This is a genomic window from Pseudomonas sp. FP2294 (assembly GCF_030687625.1).
Lineage (GTDB): Bacteria > Pseudomonadota > Gammaproteobacteria > Pseudomonadales > Pseudomonadaceae > Aquipseudomonas > Aquipseudomonas shahriarae.
In genome coordinates, this window is sequence record NZ_CP117441.1 from 492,288 (window position 1) to 507,956 (window position 15,669).

14 protein-coding genes are annotated in these 15,669 nt (G+C 61.7%); 9 read left to right on the forward strand and 5 right to left on the reverse strand.

Features of this window, described 5'->3' with window-relative positions:
• Nucleotides 1-29 precede the first annotated feature (29 nt).
• From PSH73_RS02095 to PSH73_RS02110, 4 genes are all read left to right on the forward strand, one after another.
• Nucleotides 30-371, forward strand: coding sequence for a YceK/YidQ family lipoprotein (locus PSH73_RS02095; RefSeq protein WP_057437310.1), 342 nt, complete (start codon nucleotides 30-32; stop codon nucleotides 369-371).
• Between the two features lie 150 nt (nucleotides 372-521).
• Nucleotides 522-2,276 (forward strand): carbamoyltransferase, encoded by a 1,755-nt coding sequence (locus PSH73_RS02100; RefSeq protein ID WP_057437314.1) that lies wholly within the window; start codon nucleotides 522-524, stop codon nucleotides 2,274-2,276.
• Nucleotides 2,269-3,174, forward strand: coding sequence for a glycosyltransferase family A protein (locus PSH73_RS02105; RefSeq protein WP_233093217.1), 906 nt, complete (start codon nucleotides 2,269-2,271; stop codon nucleotides 3,172-3,174). Before PSH73_RS02100 ends, PSH73_RS02105 begins: the two co-directional genes overlap by 8 nt.
• Before the next feature lie 268 nt (nucleotides 3,175-3,442).
• Nucleotides 3,443-4,807: a hypothetical protein gene (locus PSH73_RS02110; RefSeq protein ID WP_233098297.1), complete on the forward strand. Its 1,365-nt coding sequence runs from the start codon at nucleotides 3,443-3,445 to the stop codon at nucleotides 4,805-4,807.
• Nucleotides 4,808-4,809: 2 nt separating this feature from the next.
• Here PSH73_RS02110 and PSH73_RS02115 read toward each other — a convergent pair whose 3' ends face one another.
• Nucleotides 4,810-5,466 carry a phosphotransferase gene (locus tag PSH73_RS02115; protein ID WP_169989278.1) on the reverse strand — a complete coding sequence of 219 codons (657 nt, stop codon included), beginning with the start codon at nucleotides 5,464-5,466 and terminating at the stop codon, nucleotides 4,810-4,812.
• A gap of 124 nt (nucleotides 5,467-5,590) precedes the next feature.
• Here PSH73_RS02115 and msbA point away from each other — a divergent pair, with 124 nt between their 5' ends.
• The 3 genes from msbA (at nucleotide 5,591) to PSH73_RS02130 (ending at nucleotide 9,893) form a co-directional block, all read left to right on the forward strand.
• Nucleotides 5,591-7,411, forward strand: a complete 1,821-nt coding sequence (msbA, locus tag PSH73_RS02120; protein ID WP_057958125.1) for a lipid A export permease/ATP-binding protein MsbA — start codon at nucleotides 5,591-5,593, stop codon at nucleotides 7,409-7,411.
• Between the two features lie 105 nt (nucleotides 7,412-7,516).
• Entirely contained in the window at nucleotides 7,517-8,953 is a 1,437-nt protein-coding gene (hldE, locus tag PSH73_RS02125; RefSeq protein ID WP_115129349.1) for a bifunctional D-glycero-beta-D-manno-heptose-7-phosphate kinase/D-glycero-beta-D-manno-heptose 1-phosphate adenylyltransferase HldE, read from the forward strand.
• A gap of 10 nt (nucleotides 8,954-8,963) precedes the next feature.
• Entirely contained in the window at nucleotides 8,964-9,893 is a 930-nt protein-coding gene (locus PSH73_RS02130; RefSeq protein WP_057437323.1) for an NAD-dependent epimerase/dehydratase family protein, read from the forward strand.
• A 27-nt stretch (nucleotides 9,894-9,920) separates the two neighbouring features.
• Here the strand turns inward: PSH73_RS02130 and PSH73_RS02135 are convergent, their stop codons facing one another.
• The 4 genes from PSH73_RS02135 to PSH73_RS02150 all read right to left on the reverse strand — a co-directional run bounded on the left by PSH73_RS02135 (nucleotide 9,921) and on the right by PSH73_RS02150 (nucleotide 13,333).
• Nucleotides 9,921-10,886: a hypothetical protein gene (locus tag PSH73_RS02135; RefSeq protein ID WP_057437325.1), complete on the reverse strand. Its 966-nt coding sequence runs from the start codon at nucleotides 10,884-10,886 to the stop codon at nucleotides 9,921-9,923.
• Between the two features lie 41 nt (nucleotides 10,887-10,927).
• Entirely contained in the window at nucleotides 10,928-11,740 is an 813-nt protein-coding gene (locus PSH73_RS02140; RefSeq protein WP_057958128.1) for an aldo/keto reductase, read from the reverse strand.
• Nucleotides 11,737-12,912 (reverse strand): FAD-binding oxidoreductase, encoded by a 1,176-nt coding sequence (locus PSH73_RS02145; RefSeq protein WP_057437329.1) that lies wholly within the window; start codon nucleotides 12,910-12,912, stop codon nucleotides 11,737-11,739. The genes PSH73_RS02140 and PSH73_RS02145 overlap by 4 nt, the downstream gene beginning before the upstream one ends.
• An 85-nt stretch (nucleotides 12,913-12,997) precedes the next feature.
• Complete coding sequence (locus PSH73_RS02150) at nucleotides 12,998-13,333, reverse strand: multidrug efflux SMR transporter (protein WP_057437331.1); 336 nt, start codon at nucleotides 13,331-13,333, stop codon at nucleotides 12,998-13,000.
• A 103-nt stretch (nucleotides 13,334-13,436) separates the two neighbouring features.
• On the opposite strand from PSH73_RS02150, the gene PSH73_RS02155 reads away from it, so the two are divergent.
• Nucleotides 13,437-14,327, forward strand: coding sequence for a LysR family transcriptional regulator (locus PSH73_RS02155; RefSeq protein ID WP_057958130.1), 891 nt, complete (start codon nucleotides 13,437-13,439; stop codon nucleotides 14,325-14,327).
• 23 nt (nucleotides 14,328-14,350) lie between these two features.
• A complete protein-coding gene (gene waaA / locus PSH73_RS02160; protein ID WP_120731372.1) occupies nucleotides 14,351-15,628 on the forward strand; it encodes a lipid IV(A) 3-deoxy-D-manno-octulosonic acid transferase in 1,278 nt (425 codons plus the stop codon).
• Nucleotides 15,629-15,669 lie beyond the last annotated feature (41 nt).

Below are 15,669 nucleotides of genomic sequence, written 5' to 3' on the forward strand. Positions count from 1 at the left end.
TGTCCGCCCCATGCCAAAGAGGGTTGCCCGTGAATCCTACAAATATTCTGCTGCTTGCCGCCATTGTCCTTTCGACCACCGCCTGCGGCACCCTCGACACGGTGTTTCGCGAAGACGCAGTAGCCAGCCAGAAACTCAAGGACCTGCGCAGCCACTGCGAGAGCGTGCCCCGTATCTACAGCGGGGTGGTGTATGACTTCTGCTCCCTGAATGGCGAACCCAACGGCAAGAAAAGCCTGGAAGACCAGCAGATTGCCTCGGTACCCTGGATTGCCATTGATTTTGCCCTGTCGGGTGTCCTCGATACTTTGGTACTGCCCTACACCGTCTACCGACAGAACCGCGATGGCAGTATCGAGATTTTCCGATGATGCCTCTTGTTTCTCCCTGCCATTTGCGGCTAGAGGCGTTTTGCCGCTTTTAAGCTATAATCCCGCCCTTTAGCTTTTCTCGCCGAGGCGAGGGGCACATATTTTTCAGGCGCTAGCGCCTGCATGCAGACTAAAAGAGGCTAGACCCCAGTGGCATTGACGATTCTTGGCCTGTCCGGCGCCCTTAGCCATGATCCTTCCGCAGCCCTGTATATCGACGGCAAGCTGATCGCGGCGGCCGAAGAAGAGCGCTTCGTACGTGATAAACATGCAAAGAACCGCATGCCCTACGAATCGGCGAAGTTCTGCCTGGAACAGGCTGGCATCAAACCCTCCGACGTTGATGTGGTGGCGATCCCGTTTGCCCCGATCAGCTTGTTCGGCGAGGCTCGCTGGCACTATGCCAAGCGTTACTGGTACGCCCCGGACCGCGCCCTTGACGCGATCCTGATGGGCAACCGGCGCTACAAGCGCTATCGCAACAAGATTGTCTGGTGCCTGGAGCAACTGGGCTTCGATCCGAAGAAGATCAAGATCGAACCGGTTGAACACCACCTGGCCCACGCCTCCAGCGCCTATCACTGCTCGGGCTTCCAGGAGAAGACCGCGATCCTCGGGATCGACGGTAAAGGCGAGTACGCCACGACCTTCTTCGGTTATGGCGAGAACGGCAAGATCCACAAGATCAAAGAATTCTACGACCCGGACTCCCTGGGCGGCCTGTACGGCGCGATCACCGAGTTCCTCGGTTTCGAGATGCTCGACGGCGAGTTCAAGGTCATGGGCATGGCACCCTATGGCGATGCCAGCAAGTACGATTTCTCGCGCCTGGCCTCTTTTGAAAATGGCGAGTTGGTGATCAACACCGACTATGCCAACGTCATCGGCCTGCGCCGCTATAAAGAGAAGGGCAAGGGCTTCTACTTCTCGCCAAAACTGATCGAGTGGCTGGGCCCCAAGCGCGAAGGCGATATCGCCGACGAGCCGTACATCCACTACGCGGCCAGCATGCAGGCTCTGTTCGAGAAGCTGTCGTTGCAGATGATCGACCATTACCTGGGCGATATCCTCAAGGAAACCGGCAAGCTGGCCTTCGCCGGCGGCTGCGCGTTGAACGTCAAGTTGAACCAGAAGATCATTGCCCGCGATGACGTCAAGGAGCTGTTCGTGCAGCCGGCGTCCGGCGATGCCGGCACCGCCGTGGGCGCGGCGGCCTATGTGTCCCATGCCCGTGGGGTACCGGTAGAGAAGATGGAGCACGTCTATCTCGGCCCGTCCTACAGCAACGAAGAAGTGATTGCCGCGTGTGCCAAGCACCCGAGCAAGCCGAAGTGGCGCCAGATCGACGATATGCCCAAGCGCATCGCCCAGATCATGGTCGACGGCAACCCGGTAGCCTGGTTCCAGGGACGCATGGAGTTCGGTCCGCGCGCCTTGGGCGGTCGTTCGATCATCGGTTGCCCGAGCGCCGTGGGCGTGGCTGACCGGATCAACCACCAGATCAAGTTCCGCGAGCGCTGGAGGCCCTTCTGCCCGTCGATGCTCGACACCGTGGCCCCGCAGATGATCAAGGTCGATCACCCGGCCCCGTTCATGACCTTCACCTTTGAAGTCGCCGAAGAGTGGAAAACCCGCGTGCCGGAAGTGGTCCATGAAGATGGCACCTCCCGCGCCCAGGTGCTCAAGCGCGAGTACAACCCGCGCTACTACGACATGATGAAAGAGCTGGAAGTGCTGACCGGCAACGGTGTGTCCCTGAACACCTCGCTCAACCGCCGTGGCGAAGCAATGATCTGCTCGCCGACCGACGCATTGAACATGTTCTTCGGCTCCGACCTGCAGTACCTGATCATGGAAGACATCCTGGTCGTCAAAGATGGTGTGGAAGGGCAAGCCGTTGACTGAAGCACTGATTGGCGTCGTCATCCCTGCCTACAACTACGCGCGCACCCTGGGGCGCGCGGTTGAGTCGGTGCTGGCGCAACTCGACGAAGCCGATGCGCAGTTGTTGGTGATTGATGACGGCTCTACCGACGACACGCCGCAGGTGCTGGACGCTCTGCTGGCCAAGCATCCGGGACGCTTCCAGGTGTTGCGCAAGCCCAATGGCGGCCTGGCCTCGGTGCGCAATCGTGGCATTGAGGAGTCTGCGGGCCAGTACCTGATGTTCCTGGACGCCGATGATGAAATGGCCCCGGGCGCCCTGGCCCTGGTTGCGCAGCATATTGCTGCTCACCCGGATAGCCGCCTGATCATCGGTGGCCACTGGTCGGTATTTGAAGATGGCAAGCGCCGCCTGCATGCCGTCAAGCCGTTGCCTGCTACGCCTTATCTGCGGGTGCGCGGGTATTTGCTGGACAAGACCATCGCCATCTCCAATGGCGCCTGCGCCATGCACCGGGAGATTTTTGCGGTAGGCAACTACCCGGAGCGCATGCGCAACGCCGAGGATATCCCGGTGTTTGCCCAGGCCCTGGCGCGCGTGCCCTGCACGGTTATCGACCAGCCGCTGGCCTTGATCTACAAACATGCAGACAGCTTGCGGCATGACATCAAGCACAGTGTGGCGGCGGGTGTGAGCCTGGTTGACGAGGTGTTTTCGCCAGTGCGTATGCCGGCAGAGTTGCAAGGCTTGCGCCGTGCGTTTCTCGCGCAGCGCTGCCTGTCTTTGTTTCGCAATTGCTTCAGTGCTGGTGAATACACGCTTGCCAGGCAGTTTTACTGCCAGGCGGTACGTACAGACTGGCGTGCCCTGACTCGCTGGTCGTACACACGCAAGGCGCTTCAGCTGATGTTCAAGTAAGCGTTTTATAGCCTGTTACGCTACGCCTGGAATGACCTATGAAGCGCCTGAGTTGATTGCAATGACCGGGCGTTGGTTTTTTGTGGCGTGGTGGTTTTTCTGGAATATATGTTTCCAAATCTTGTGCGCACGATGTGACGCCAGGTTTTAAGGGGGGGGTGTGGTTGGAATAGGCAGTAAATTTTGGGTCCGGGTGTTGAGTGTTGTCGTCGAACATCCCGTTCGAGTGGCATTTTTCGGGAGTCTGCTGCTATCCCTGATCGCCATATTGGGCGCAGCGACGGTCGGGCGTGATGCGGCTTTCTACCTGACCATTGCCCAGACCGCTTACGTCCACGGCCCGAAAGCCGCCTTTGCCCTGTTCAACTGGCCCTGGTTCTCGCTGCTCCTGGCCGGCACCCATTCGGTTACAGCCCTGCCCATAGAACTGAGTGCCCACTTATGGTGTTCGCTGTTTGCCGCCGGGACCTGTGCCCTGCTGGTTGACTGCGTTCGCCAGCGCTCGGTGCAGGTTGCGCCCTGGGCCTGCCTGGTGGTGCTGGCGATGCCGGCGTTCAACGAGTTTCGCGGTGAGATCCTGCGTGAGTTCGGCTTCTGGTTTTTCTGCACCCTGACGCTCTGGCTGGCCATGCGTTGGCAGGCTCGAGGGGGGTGGCTGCGTGCGGCAACCATCCACCTGGCAATTGTCGCGGCGGCAGCCTTCCGGCTGGAAGCGTTGTTGCTGTTGCCTGCGCTGGGCTTATGGCAGTTGCCTGGCCTGTGGGTGCGTGAGCGGCGCCTGGCACTCCTGCAGTTTATTGCGCTACCGCTGCTCGGCGTGGTTGCGGGGATGGTGTTGGTCACGGCAACGGGTGGTTTTTCGTCGGCGCGCGTTGCCTACTATATGGACATGATCAACCCGAGCAGTGTCCTGGCGTCATTCGATTTGCTGCGCGAGCAGTTCGCCAACTCGCTGATCAACAAGTACTCCCGGGATGAAGCAGGGCGCATCATCTTCTTTGGCATCCTGGCGACCATGGCCATCAGCTTTGTGAATATTTGCGGTCCGTTTGCCGTGCCGTTTTTACGGGGCCGCAATTGGCAGGCGATCAAGCGCTACTGGCATGAATACCGGCCTTTTGCCTGGGCGGCGGTGTTGTACCTGCTGGTATTGTTGTTGTTCTTTATCCAGCAGCAGTTCATGAACATGCGCTACATGAGCTTCTTGAACCTGCTGTTGGTGCCAGCGTTGGCGATGGCGCTGCAGATGTTTGCCCAGCAGTTCCCGCGCCTGGGCAAGGCGCTGGTGGCGATATGCCTATTGGTGATGCTGTCCAATGTGGTGTCCACCGGGCCGGGCAAGGTCCAGTACGTCGAGGCGGGGCGCTGGATGGCGGCGAATGTCGAGCCGGATGTGCCTGCTTACTTCGATGATGGCCGTATCGGCTATTACGCTGGACGGGGTTATCTGCTCAAGAAACTGACCCGTGAAGCTGCGATGTCTCCGGCGCACGCAGGTAAATTCCGCTACTTCCTGATCGAAGCCCGCGGCAACGAGCCCTGGCTCACCAGTTGGCTGGCCGAGCGCAACCTGCGCATCGTCGAGCGCTTCGCCAATCGTCGAGGCGCCACGGTACTGGTCATCACCCAGTAAGATCAGTCCAGTAGTTGCCGCAGGCGCTCAATCAACGGCGCCTGTTGACTGCCTGCCGGCAAGCCCTGGCGATAGCCATCGAAAAAGGCTTGCCCGGCATCATCGCCCAGCAGCCACTGGCGGTCCTCAGGGTAGCGTCGCAGGTGGCTGAAGTTACGCAGGCGCTTGCTCTGGCTCAGGGGGGCGGTCTGGCAACTCAGGTCGGCAATGTCGATCAGCCCCAGGGTGTTTTCCGGTGTCAGGACCACGTTGCCAAAGTGCAGCGAGCGAAAGTACACGCCCTTCTCATGCAATTGCGCAATGAAGCTGCCAAGACGCACACGCAGGGCGTCGGCCTCGGTTTTGGCAAGCTGCAACTGGCGGATGGTTTCCCCGGCCAGCGGGCTGTAGTACACCGCATCCCGCGCAATGCTGGGGATGCGATACACCGCAATGATGCGCGGGCAGGGGATATCCCGTTGCTGCAGGGCGCGGGTGTTGTTGGCGAAACGTTGTGCATAGGGGTAGAACAGCGCTGAACTGAGCAGGCGCTTGCGCCGGAACAGTTTGAGCATGCAACCATCGGTCAACCGGAGCACCTTGTCGCCAGAACCATCGGCTTCCAGCACCTGCGCGCCGGCGCGCAGTGCCTCATAGGTGTTGTGATCGATTACTTGCATGCCTGACTCCCATCAATAGCCGGTTATCTTAACCGACTTGGTGCAAGGCTGGCCCCTGCTCATGTTTTTTGGGCTGAAGAGGCCTGTGATATGATCCGCGCCTTACTGATTTGCGCGGATTCCCATGAGCAGTCCTGAACCGAAAACCCAGTCGACGCTGGCGATTTACTTTCGCCTCCTGACTTACGTACGGCCTTATGTGGGTCTGTTCATCCTGAGTATCGTCGGGTTCCTGATCTTCGCATCGACCCAGCCGATGCTCGCTTATATCCTCAAGTATTTTGTCGATGGCCTGGCGAACCCCGAGGCCAGTCTGTTCCCCGGCAACCCCTATCTGGGCAAGTTGCAGTTGCTGGAAACCGTGCCGCTGATGATCGTGCTGATCGCGGCCTGGCAGGGCGTAGGTTCGTTCCTCGGCAACTTCTTCCTGGCCCGGGTTTCCCTGGGGTTGGTCCACGACCTGCGTGTAGTGCTGTTCAACAAGCTGTTGGAGTTGCCCAACCGCTTCTTTGACAAGAACAACTCCGGCCATCTGATCTCGCGCATTACCTTTAACGTGACCATGGTCACCGGTGCTGCCACCGATGCGATCAAGGTGGTTATCCGTGAAGGCATGACCGTGATTTTCCTGTTCTGCACCCTGGTGTGGATGAACTGGAAACTGACCCTGGTGATGCTGGCGATCCTGCCGGTGATCGGCATGATGGTGAACAGCACCAGTCGTAAATTCCGCAAGCAAAGCAAGAAAATCCAGGTGTCCATGGGCGACGTGACCCATGTGGCATCCGAGACGATCCACGGCTACCGCGTGGTCCGCAGCTTTGGCGGTGAGCAGTATGAAAAGGTGCGCTTCAAGCAGGCGAGCCTGAGCAACACCGAGAAGCAGCTGGCGATGACCAAGACCGGCGCGGTGTACACGCCGATGCTGCAGTTGGTGACCTACAGTGCGATGGCCGTGGTCATGTTCCTGGTCCTGTATTTGCGTGGCGATGCCTCGCCGGGTGATCTGGTGGCCTACATCACCATGGCCGGCCTGTTGCCCAAGCCGATTCGCCAGCTTTCCGAAGTCAGCTCGACCATCCAGAAGGGTGTGGCGGGCGCCGAAAGTATTTTCGAGCAGTTGGATGAGCCGGTAGAAGTTGACCAGGGCGTGATTGAACATGAGCGTCTGGCGGGGCGCATTGAAGTGCGCAACCTCAGCTTCCAATACCCGGATAGCGACAAGAAAGTGCTCAACGACATCAGCTTTATCGTCGAGCCTGGGCAAATGGTCGCACTGGTAGGGCGTTCGGGCAGCGGCAAATCCACCCTGGCCGGCTTGATCCCACGCTTCTATCAGCACGAACAGGGGCAGATTCTGCTCGATGGCGTACGCGTGCAGGATTTCACCCTGCGTAACCTGCGCCGGCAAATTGCCCTGGTGACCCAGCAGGTCACCTTGTTCAACGACACCGTGACCAACAACATCGCCTATGGCGACCTGGCCGGCGCACCCACCGACGCGGTGCACCATGCTGCTCGCGAAGCCTATGCCGATGAGTTCATCGTGAAGATGCCCCAGGGCTACGAAACCCTGGTGGGCGAGAACGGCGTGCTGCTGTCCGGCGGCCAGCGCCAACGCATCGCGATTGCCCGGGCCCTGCTCAAGGATGCGCCGCTGTTGATTCTCGACGAGGCCACCTCGGCCCTGGATACCGAGTCCGAGCGCCATATCCAGGCTGCCCTGGACCATGTGGTGAAGAACCGCACGACCCTGGTGATTGCCCACCGCCTGAGCACCATCGAGAAAGCCGACCTGATCCTGGTGATGGATGACGGCCAGATTGTCGAGCGCGGCACCCACGTCGAGTTGCTGGCGCAGAACGGCTACTACGCGCGGTTGCACGCCAAGGAGTTCGAAGAAGGCGACCCGGTGGCGCCCTCCCACGTGACAGATGCCTATTGAGGCGCCATTGCAGCCAGGCTGGCATTGACCGCCAGGATTGAATCGGTCGATGCTTTTCCCTGTGCTAATATCGCGCCCCTGTTCATTTTGTATGTGGGTTGCTCCATGAAGTTGTCCATGCCGCGATTCGATCAAGCCCCTGTCTTGGTGGTCGGCGATGTCATGCTCGACCGTTACTGGCATGGCGGTACCTCACGGATTTCCCCTGAGGCACCGGTACCGGTAGTCAAGGTCGAGCAAATCGAAGACCGTCCAGGGGGCGCCGCCAACGTTGCCCTTAACATCGCCGCGCTCGGCGCCCCGGCCTCCCTGGTCGGCGTGACCGGCGACGACGAAGCCGCCGACAGCCTGACCAACAGCCTGCGCGGCGCTGGCGTGCGTGCGCTGTTCCAGCGCATTGCCCACCAGCCGACCATCGTCAAGCTGCGGGTCATGAGCCGTCACCAGCAATTGCTGCGTATCGACTTTGAAGAACCCTTTGCCACCGACGCCCTGGCCCTCAGTGACCAGGTCGACGCGTTGCTTGAAGGCATCAAGGTGCTGGTGCTGTCGGACTACGGCAAAGGCGCACTGAAAAACCACCAGGTGCTGATCCAGGCCGCCAAGGCCCGGGGTATCCCGGTGCTGGCCGACCCCAAGGGCAAGGACTTCTCGGTCTACCGGGGCGCCAGCCTGATCACGCCGAATCTCAGCGAATTTGAAACCATCGTCGGCGGCTGCGTCGATGAGCACGATTTGGTGAGCAAAGGCGCAAGCCTGATGGCCGATCTCGACCTCGGCGCGTTGCTGGTGACCCGTGGCGAACACGGCATGACCCTGTTGCGCCCCGGTCACCCGGCCATGCACCTGCCTGCGCGAGCGCGGGAAGTGTTCGACGTCACCGGCGCCGGCGACACCGTTATCTCCACCCTGGCGGCGGCGATCGCCGCCGGCGAGGAGTTGCCCCACGCGGTGGCCCTGGCCAACCTGGCGGCGAGCATCGTGGTCGGCAAACTGGGTACGGCGTCCATCAGCGCCCCGGAACTGCGTCGCGCGATCCAGCGTGAGGAAGGTTCGGAGCGTGGCGTGTTGAGCCTTGAGCAGTTGCTGCTGGCGATTGACGATGCCCGCGCCCATAACGAAAGCATTGTCTTCACCAACGGTTGCTTCGACATCCTGCATGCTGGCCATGTGACTTACCTGGAGCAGGCTCGCGCCCAGGGTGATCGCCTGATCGTGGCGATCAACGACGATGCTTCGGTCAGTCGCCTCAAAGGCCCTGGCCGGCCGATCAACAGCGTGGATCGGCGCATGGCGGTGCTGGCTGGGTTAGGCGCGGTGGACTGGGTGATCAGCTTCTCCGAGGGCACCCCGGAAAACCTGTTGGCCCAGGTCAAGCCAGATGTATTGGTCAAGGGCGGGGATTACTCGGTCGACCAGGTGGTCGGTGCCGATATCGTCAATGCCTATGGCGGCAAGGTCAAAGTCCTGGGATTGGTGGAGAACAGCTCGACCACCGCGATTGTCGATAAAATTCGTCAAACCAACGATGCCGCCCGATAGGTTTACCGCTATGTCTGATGCTCTCGTACTGATTACCGGCGGCGCTGGTTTTATCGGCTCCAATCTGGTCGATGCACTGCTAGCCAAGGGCTATGCGGTGCGCGTGCTGGATAACCTGTCCACCGGCAAGCGCAGTAACCTGCCATTGGATAACCCGCGCCTGCAACTGCTCGAAGGCGATGTGGCCGATGCCGCACTGGTCGCCCGCGCAGCGGTGGGGGCGACGGCGGTGGTGCATCTGGCGGCGGTTGCTTCGGTGCAGGCGTCGGTGGATGACCCGGTCAGTACGCACCAGAGCAACTTCGTGGGCAGCCTGAATGTCTGCGAGGCCATGCGCCAGGCTGGGGTCAAGCGCGTGGTGTTTGCCTCCAGTGCGGCGGTGTATGGCAATAACGGCGAAGGCGACTCGATCGACGAGCAAACCGCCAAGGCGCCGTTGACGCCATACGCCTCGGACAAGCTGGCCAGCGAGCACTACTTTGACTTCTATCGCCGCCAGCATGGCCTGGAGCCGGTGATTTTCCGCTTCTTCAATATTTTTGGCCCGCGCCAGGATCCGTCATCGCCGTATTCCGGGGTGATCAGCATCTTCAGCGAGCGCGCGCAAAAAGGCCTGCCGATTGCCGTATTCGGCGACGGTGAGCAAACCCGTGACTTCATGTACGTCGGGGATCTGGTAGCGGTGCTGGTGCAGGCTGTGGAAATGGCGGATGCCCCCCTGGGCGCGATCAATGTCGGCTGGAACCACACCACCACCCTCAAGCAGTTGCTGCAGGCGCTGTCGGAAATCATCGGCTCGTTGCCGGCTGTCAGCTACACAGAGCCGCGCTCGGGTGATATCCGGCACTCCAGAGCCAACAACCAGCGCTTGGCGGCAAGCTTCACATTGCCTGAGCCGACGCCGCTGAAGGTTGGTCTGGAGAGACTACTCAACCAGTAGGTACCGCTCGCCACAGGCGGGGCTGCTTCAGCGACCCGCCTTCTTCGGCACCATCTTGCGCAAGATCTGCCTGGCCCGTCCGGTCAATTGCTTCAACTTCGATTCCTTCTCCGGCGCGCTCAGGCCCTGTTGCCTGAGCCAGTCCTTCCAGCGGATCCGCTCATCGCGCACCAACCAGCCCTCCTGCTGGGCAAAACTCTCCGCCAGGTACAACCCACGGGTGCTCGCCGGGATCAGTTGATCCTTCTTCAGGGTATACAGCTCGGCGCACGGCTGGCCGTCCTTCAGGGGCATCAGGTACAAATCCGGGCGCTGGCGGTCCAGGCGCGCCACCAGTTGGTCGCCCTCCAGGCGTTCGTCCACATGGAACAGGCTCAGGGACTTGGCTTCCTTGGGCACCTCCAGGCGCAGGTCATAGATCAATTGCAGTGAGGCCGTCGGCAGGTGCACATAGGCCCGCGGGCGTTCGATCAACTGCATGCTGGCGCAGCGCACCGGGCGGGCGGCGCCGGACAGCGGCGACAGGCGAAACGGCAAGGCCTCGCGGTAGTGCAGGGCGCTGGAGTAGGGCGCCGGCAGCCAGGTGTCATTGAAACGTCCGCCGAGCCAGCCCTCCGGGGTTTCCAGCAGGCATTCCTCGGCGATTTCCTGGATAGCGGTGTGCAGCGGCAGGTTCAGTTCATGGGCTGGCACGTAGCCGGAGATCAGCTTGAGCACCACATCGCCACGGTCCTGCCGGCGCTGGCGGACTAACACCCAGTAATCGCGGTTTTGCCAATGCAGCGTCAGGCGCACCGACACCCCGAGGTTGGCCAGTTCCAGGGCAAAGCGTTCGGCGTCTGCCACGTCCACTGGCTTGCGCCGCTGCAGGGTCTGGGCAAAGTTGAGCGGCATGCCCACGCTCTGGTAGCTCAGGCCTTCGGGGGTGGCTTCGACGTACAGCGGCAGTGTTTTGAAATTACTGGGGTTTTTTCTTATGAGCGTTCGCGGCATGTCGGCTCCTTCTTGCGTCGGGGTCGGCCGCGTGGGCGGCATCAGGATTGGCGAATGATCTTGGCAGCGGTTGCCACATTATGGGCAAGGTGCAGCGGGTTGATGGTCCCGACAATAGCACTGGCCACGCCCGTTTGCGCAAACAACAAGGTGAAACTGGCGTGAATTGGATCCACTCCCGGTTCAAGGCAGGCATGGCCACTGGCCAGGGCCTTTTTCACCAGGATGCCTTTGCCATGGGCGGCAGCGTAATCAATCACGGCTTTTTCGTTTTGCTCGCTCAGATTGTAGGTGACCATGGCGCAATCGCCTTGTTCCAGAGCCTTCACCCCGCCTTCGACGGTTTTGCCGGAGAAGCCGAAACCGCGAATCTTGCCCTCGCGCTTAAGCTCCGCCAGAGTCTGGTACACCTCGCAGTTGTTGAGGATATGCAAGTCATTACCGTCGGAATGCACCAGCACCAGGTCGATAAAATCCGTTTCCAGGCGTTTCAAGCTGCGCTCCACGGACAACCGGGTGTGGGCGGCACTGAAATCGTGATGGGACACACCGTCGGCAAACTCTTCGCCGACCTTGCTGACGATCACCCAGTCCTGGCGCTGGCCTCGCAGCAACGGCCCCAGGCGCTCTTCGCTATGGCCGTAGGCGGGGGCGGTGTCGATCAGGTTGATCCCCAGCTCGCGGGCCTGGCGCAGCAACATGCGCGCTTCTTCATCATTGGGGATCTGGAAACCATTGGGGTACTTCACCCCCTGGTCGCGCCCCAGCTTCACGGTGCCCAGGCCCAGTGGCGACACCAGCAGGCCGGTGCTGCCCAGGGGGCGATGGAGGTCATGCAGGGTCGGTAGGCTCATGGCAACAATTGCTCCCAGGCAGGTTGGGCGATGGCCGGGCGCGGCAGTTCGGGCAGCGGTGTGCTTGGCGTTGGCTGGATGCCGTCACGTTGCAGGGCGCTGAGCACCCGGTCGGCGAAGTCCGGCGCCAGGGCCAGCTTGGTCGGCCAACCCACCAGCAAGCGGCCCTGTTCGGCGAGGAACGCGTTGTCCGGCCGGGTCAGGCCCGTTTGCAGGGGTTCGGCGCGGTCTACTCGCAGGGTCGCCCATTGGGTCTGGCTCATGTCGATCCATGGCAGCAGGTGCGCCAGTTCCTTTTGCGCCGTGGCGATCTGCTCGGCGGGCGTGCGGTGTACACCTTCGGTCTCGGCAATATCACCGCCCATGTACCACACCCAATGGCCATCGGCGGCCGGGTGGGTGGTGATGGTGATCCGTGGCTTGGTGCCGCCACCCAGGCAGTGCGCGTACAGGGGTTTGAGGCCGGGGCCCTTGGCGATGATCATATGCAGCGGGCGTTTTTGCATGGCCGGCTGGCTCAGGCCCAGGGCCGTCAGCAGCTCGGCGGTGCCGCCGCCGGCACTCAGCACGATGCGCTGGGCGCGGATCGCCCGGCCATCGACTTTCAGGCCAACGAGGATGCCACCTTCCAGCAGCGGTTCGATCTGTTGCCCGGCGAGCAGGCCGTCGCCGGCCAATTGTGCCAGGCGCTCGATCAGGCTCGGCACGTCCACCACCAGTTCGGCCAGGCGATAGACCTTGCCCTTGAAGCGGCGGTCTTGCAGGGCCGGCGGCAAATCGTCGCCCTTGACCTGATCGACGCGGCCACGCACCGCCTTGCTGGCGAAGAAGCTGGTGAGGTTGCCGGCCAGGGTGCCCGGCGACCACAGGTAATGGGCCTGGGACAACAGGCGCACGCCCGTCAGGTCCAGCTCGCCAGTACCCGCCAGCGCTTCCCGCCAGCGTCGCGGCATATCGGCAATGGCTTCGGAGGCGCCGGTCAGGGCGCCATGCAGGGCGTACTTCGCACCGCCGTGAATGATCCCCTGGGACTTCACGCTCTGCCCGCCACCCAAGGTCGCGTTCTCCACCACAATCGTGGAGAACCCCTGGCTGCGCAGGCGCGCATTGAGCCAGAGGCCGGCAACCCCGGCGCCGACAATCAGGACGTCGGTGGAAATAACGGATGGCATGGGGCGACCTCAGTGTTCAGAACAAGAGGCCAAGTATACAGACTCGACAGCGGGATCTTTGCCCAGGATCAACAACTGTAGAAGGTCAGTGGCCTGCGGTTTTCGAAAACAACTGAATCACCACCACCCCCAGCACAATCATGCCCATCCCCAGCATCGCCGGCAGATCGAGTTTTTGCCCATAGATAAACAGCGCCGCGATGCTGACCATGACGATCCCCAGCCCCGCCCACACCGCGTAGGCCACGCCCACGGGCACGGTGCGCACCACCAGGGTCAGCATCCAGAATGCGACGCCATAGCCGACGATCACCAGCAGCAGGGGGATCGGCGTGCTCCAGCCCTTGATCGCTTTCATGGAAACGGTGGCGATCACTTCCGAGCAGATGGCAATGGCCAGGTAGTAGTAGGCGGCGTTCATGGGGTGTTCCTCGGAATTGGGGCGCGTAATAAGGCCGGCATTCTAGAGAATCCGCAGATGGGGTAAAGTCATTACCTATCCGAATTCAAGATGGGTTGAGCCGATGAGCGTGCAGTGGAATCTGGAGCAGATGCGCCTGTTTGTCAGCGTCGCCGAGCAGCGTTCGTTCTCGGCGGTGGCACGGGACCAGCGCAAGGCGCAATCGGCGGTGAGCAATGGCATCGCCCTGCTGGAGGCCGACCTGGGCGTGAGCCTGTTTGATCGCAGCAGCGGTCGTCAGCCACGCCTGACCGAGGCCGGCACGGTATTGCTGGAGGAAGCCCGGGAAGTGCTGCGCCAGTGTGAGCGCCTCAACGGCCGCGCCCTGTCCCTGATGCGCGGCGAAGAAGCGCGGCTGCGTCTGGCCCAGGACGAAGCCATGCTGTATCAGCCGGTACTCGACAGCCTTGAGGCGCTGGCCGGGAAATTTCCCAGCCTGGAGGTGCAGTTGTCCAGCACGGCCCAGGGCGATGTCGCTCGCAAGTTGGTGGAGCGCAAGGCCGACCTGGGGTTGCTGTTCTACCACGATCAGATCCCTGAGGCCCTTGAACGGCGGGTGGTCGGCAGTGTGGAAATGGTCACGGTGTGTGGCGTCGGGCACCCGCTGGCCAGGGGTGGGTTTGTCGATTGCCAGCGTCTGGCGCAGTTTCGCCAATTGCTGATGTCGACCCAGACCAGCGTTTACCCCGGCAGCGAGGCGGCCAGCCCCCAGGTATGGCGCGCCGACAGTTTCTACGTGCTGGCCGAATGGTTGGTGCGCGGCCTGGGCTGGGCCTGGTTGCCCCGGCATGTGGTGCAGTACCCGACGTATCAGGGGCAGATGGTCGAGTTGGACAGCGAGTGGACGCCGCCGGCCCTGGTGGTGGAATTGGTGTGGCGGCGCGATGAGCCCCTGGGCCCGGCGGCGCGCTTTCTGGCCGAACGTTTTACCGCGTGTTTGCAGGCGATCGGCTGAAAAAGCCGATAAACTCCGCCGCCATGAATAGAACTCTCTATAGCTGTCTGTTTTACCTGGCGCTGCCGTTGGTGGCCTTACGTCTATGGCTGCGGGCCCGCAAGGCGCCGGCCTACGCCAAGCGCGTCAGCGAGCGCTTTTCCTACGGCTTGCCGGTACTCAAGCCCGGCGGGATCTGGGTGCACGCGGTGTCGGTGGGCGAGAGCATCGCCGCCGCGCCGATGATCCGCGGTTTGCTGGAGCGGCATCCACAGTTGCCGATCACCGTTACCTGCATGACGCCCACCGGTTCGGAGCGGATCCAGGCGCTGTTCGCCGATGAACCGCGCATCCAGCATTGCTACCTGCCTTACGATTTACCGTGTGCCGCCAAGCGTTTTCTGGACCGGGTGCAGCCCAGGCTTGCGGTCATCATGGAAACCGAATTGTGGCCCAACCATATTCATCAATGTGCCAAGCGCGGGATCCCCGTGGCCTTGGCCAATGCGCGGCTGTCGGCACGTTCGGCCAAGGGTTACGGGCGTTTCGCCAAGCTGACTGCGCCAATGCTGGCAGAAATGAGCCTGTTTGCCGTGCAGACCGCCACCGAGGCCGAGCGCTTCCGCAGCCTGGGCGCGCGCCCGGAAACAGTCGAAGTCACCGGCTCGATCAAGTTTGACCTGACCATCAACCCCGAACTGCTGGCGCGCGCCGCTGCGTTGCGCGAGCAATGGCAGGCCAGCGAGCGCCCGGTATGGATCGCCGCCAGTACCCACGAGGGCGAAGATGAAGTGGTGCTGGCTGCCCATCGACAACTACTGGCCAGTTACCCCAACGCGCTGCTGATCCTGGTGCCCCGTCACCCGGAGCGGTTCAACGCAGTGCTGGAGCTTTGCCAACAGCAGGGTTTTGCTACGGTGCAGCGCTCCAGCGGCGCGCCGGTCGGTGCCGACACCTCGGTATTGCTCGGCGACACCATGGGCGAGCTGCTGTTTCTCTACGCCTTGGCCGATAGCGCCTTTGTCGGCGGCAGCCTGGTGCCCAATGGCGGGCACAACCTGCTGGAGCCGGCGGCGCTGGCCAAACCGGTGATCAGTGGCCCGCACCTGTTCAACTTCCTCGAAATCGCCGCGATGATGCGCGAGGCCGGAGCGTTGCAGGAAGTGGATGAGGCCGAGGGGTTGGCCGAGGTGGTGCGGCAGCTGTTCGAGCTACCGCAGGATGCGCGCAAGCGGGCGCTGGCGGGGCTTAAGGTGATGCAGGCTAATCAGGGCGCGTTGAAGCGTTTGCTCGATGGCTTGGACAGACTAATCAAACCCTGACCCCCGCTCGGTCAAAAATGTGGGAGCTGGCTTGCTTGCGA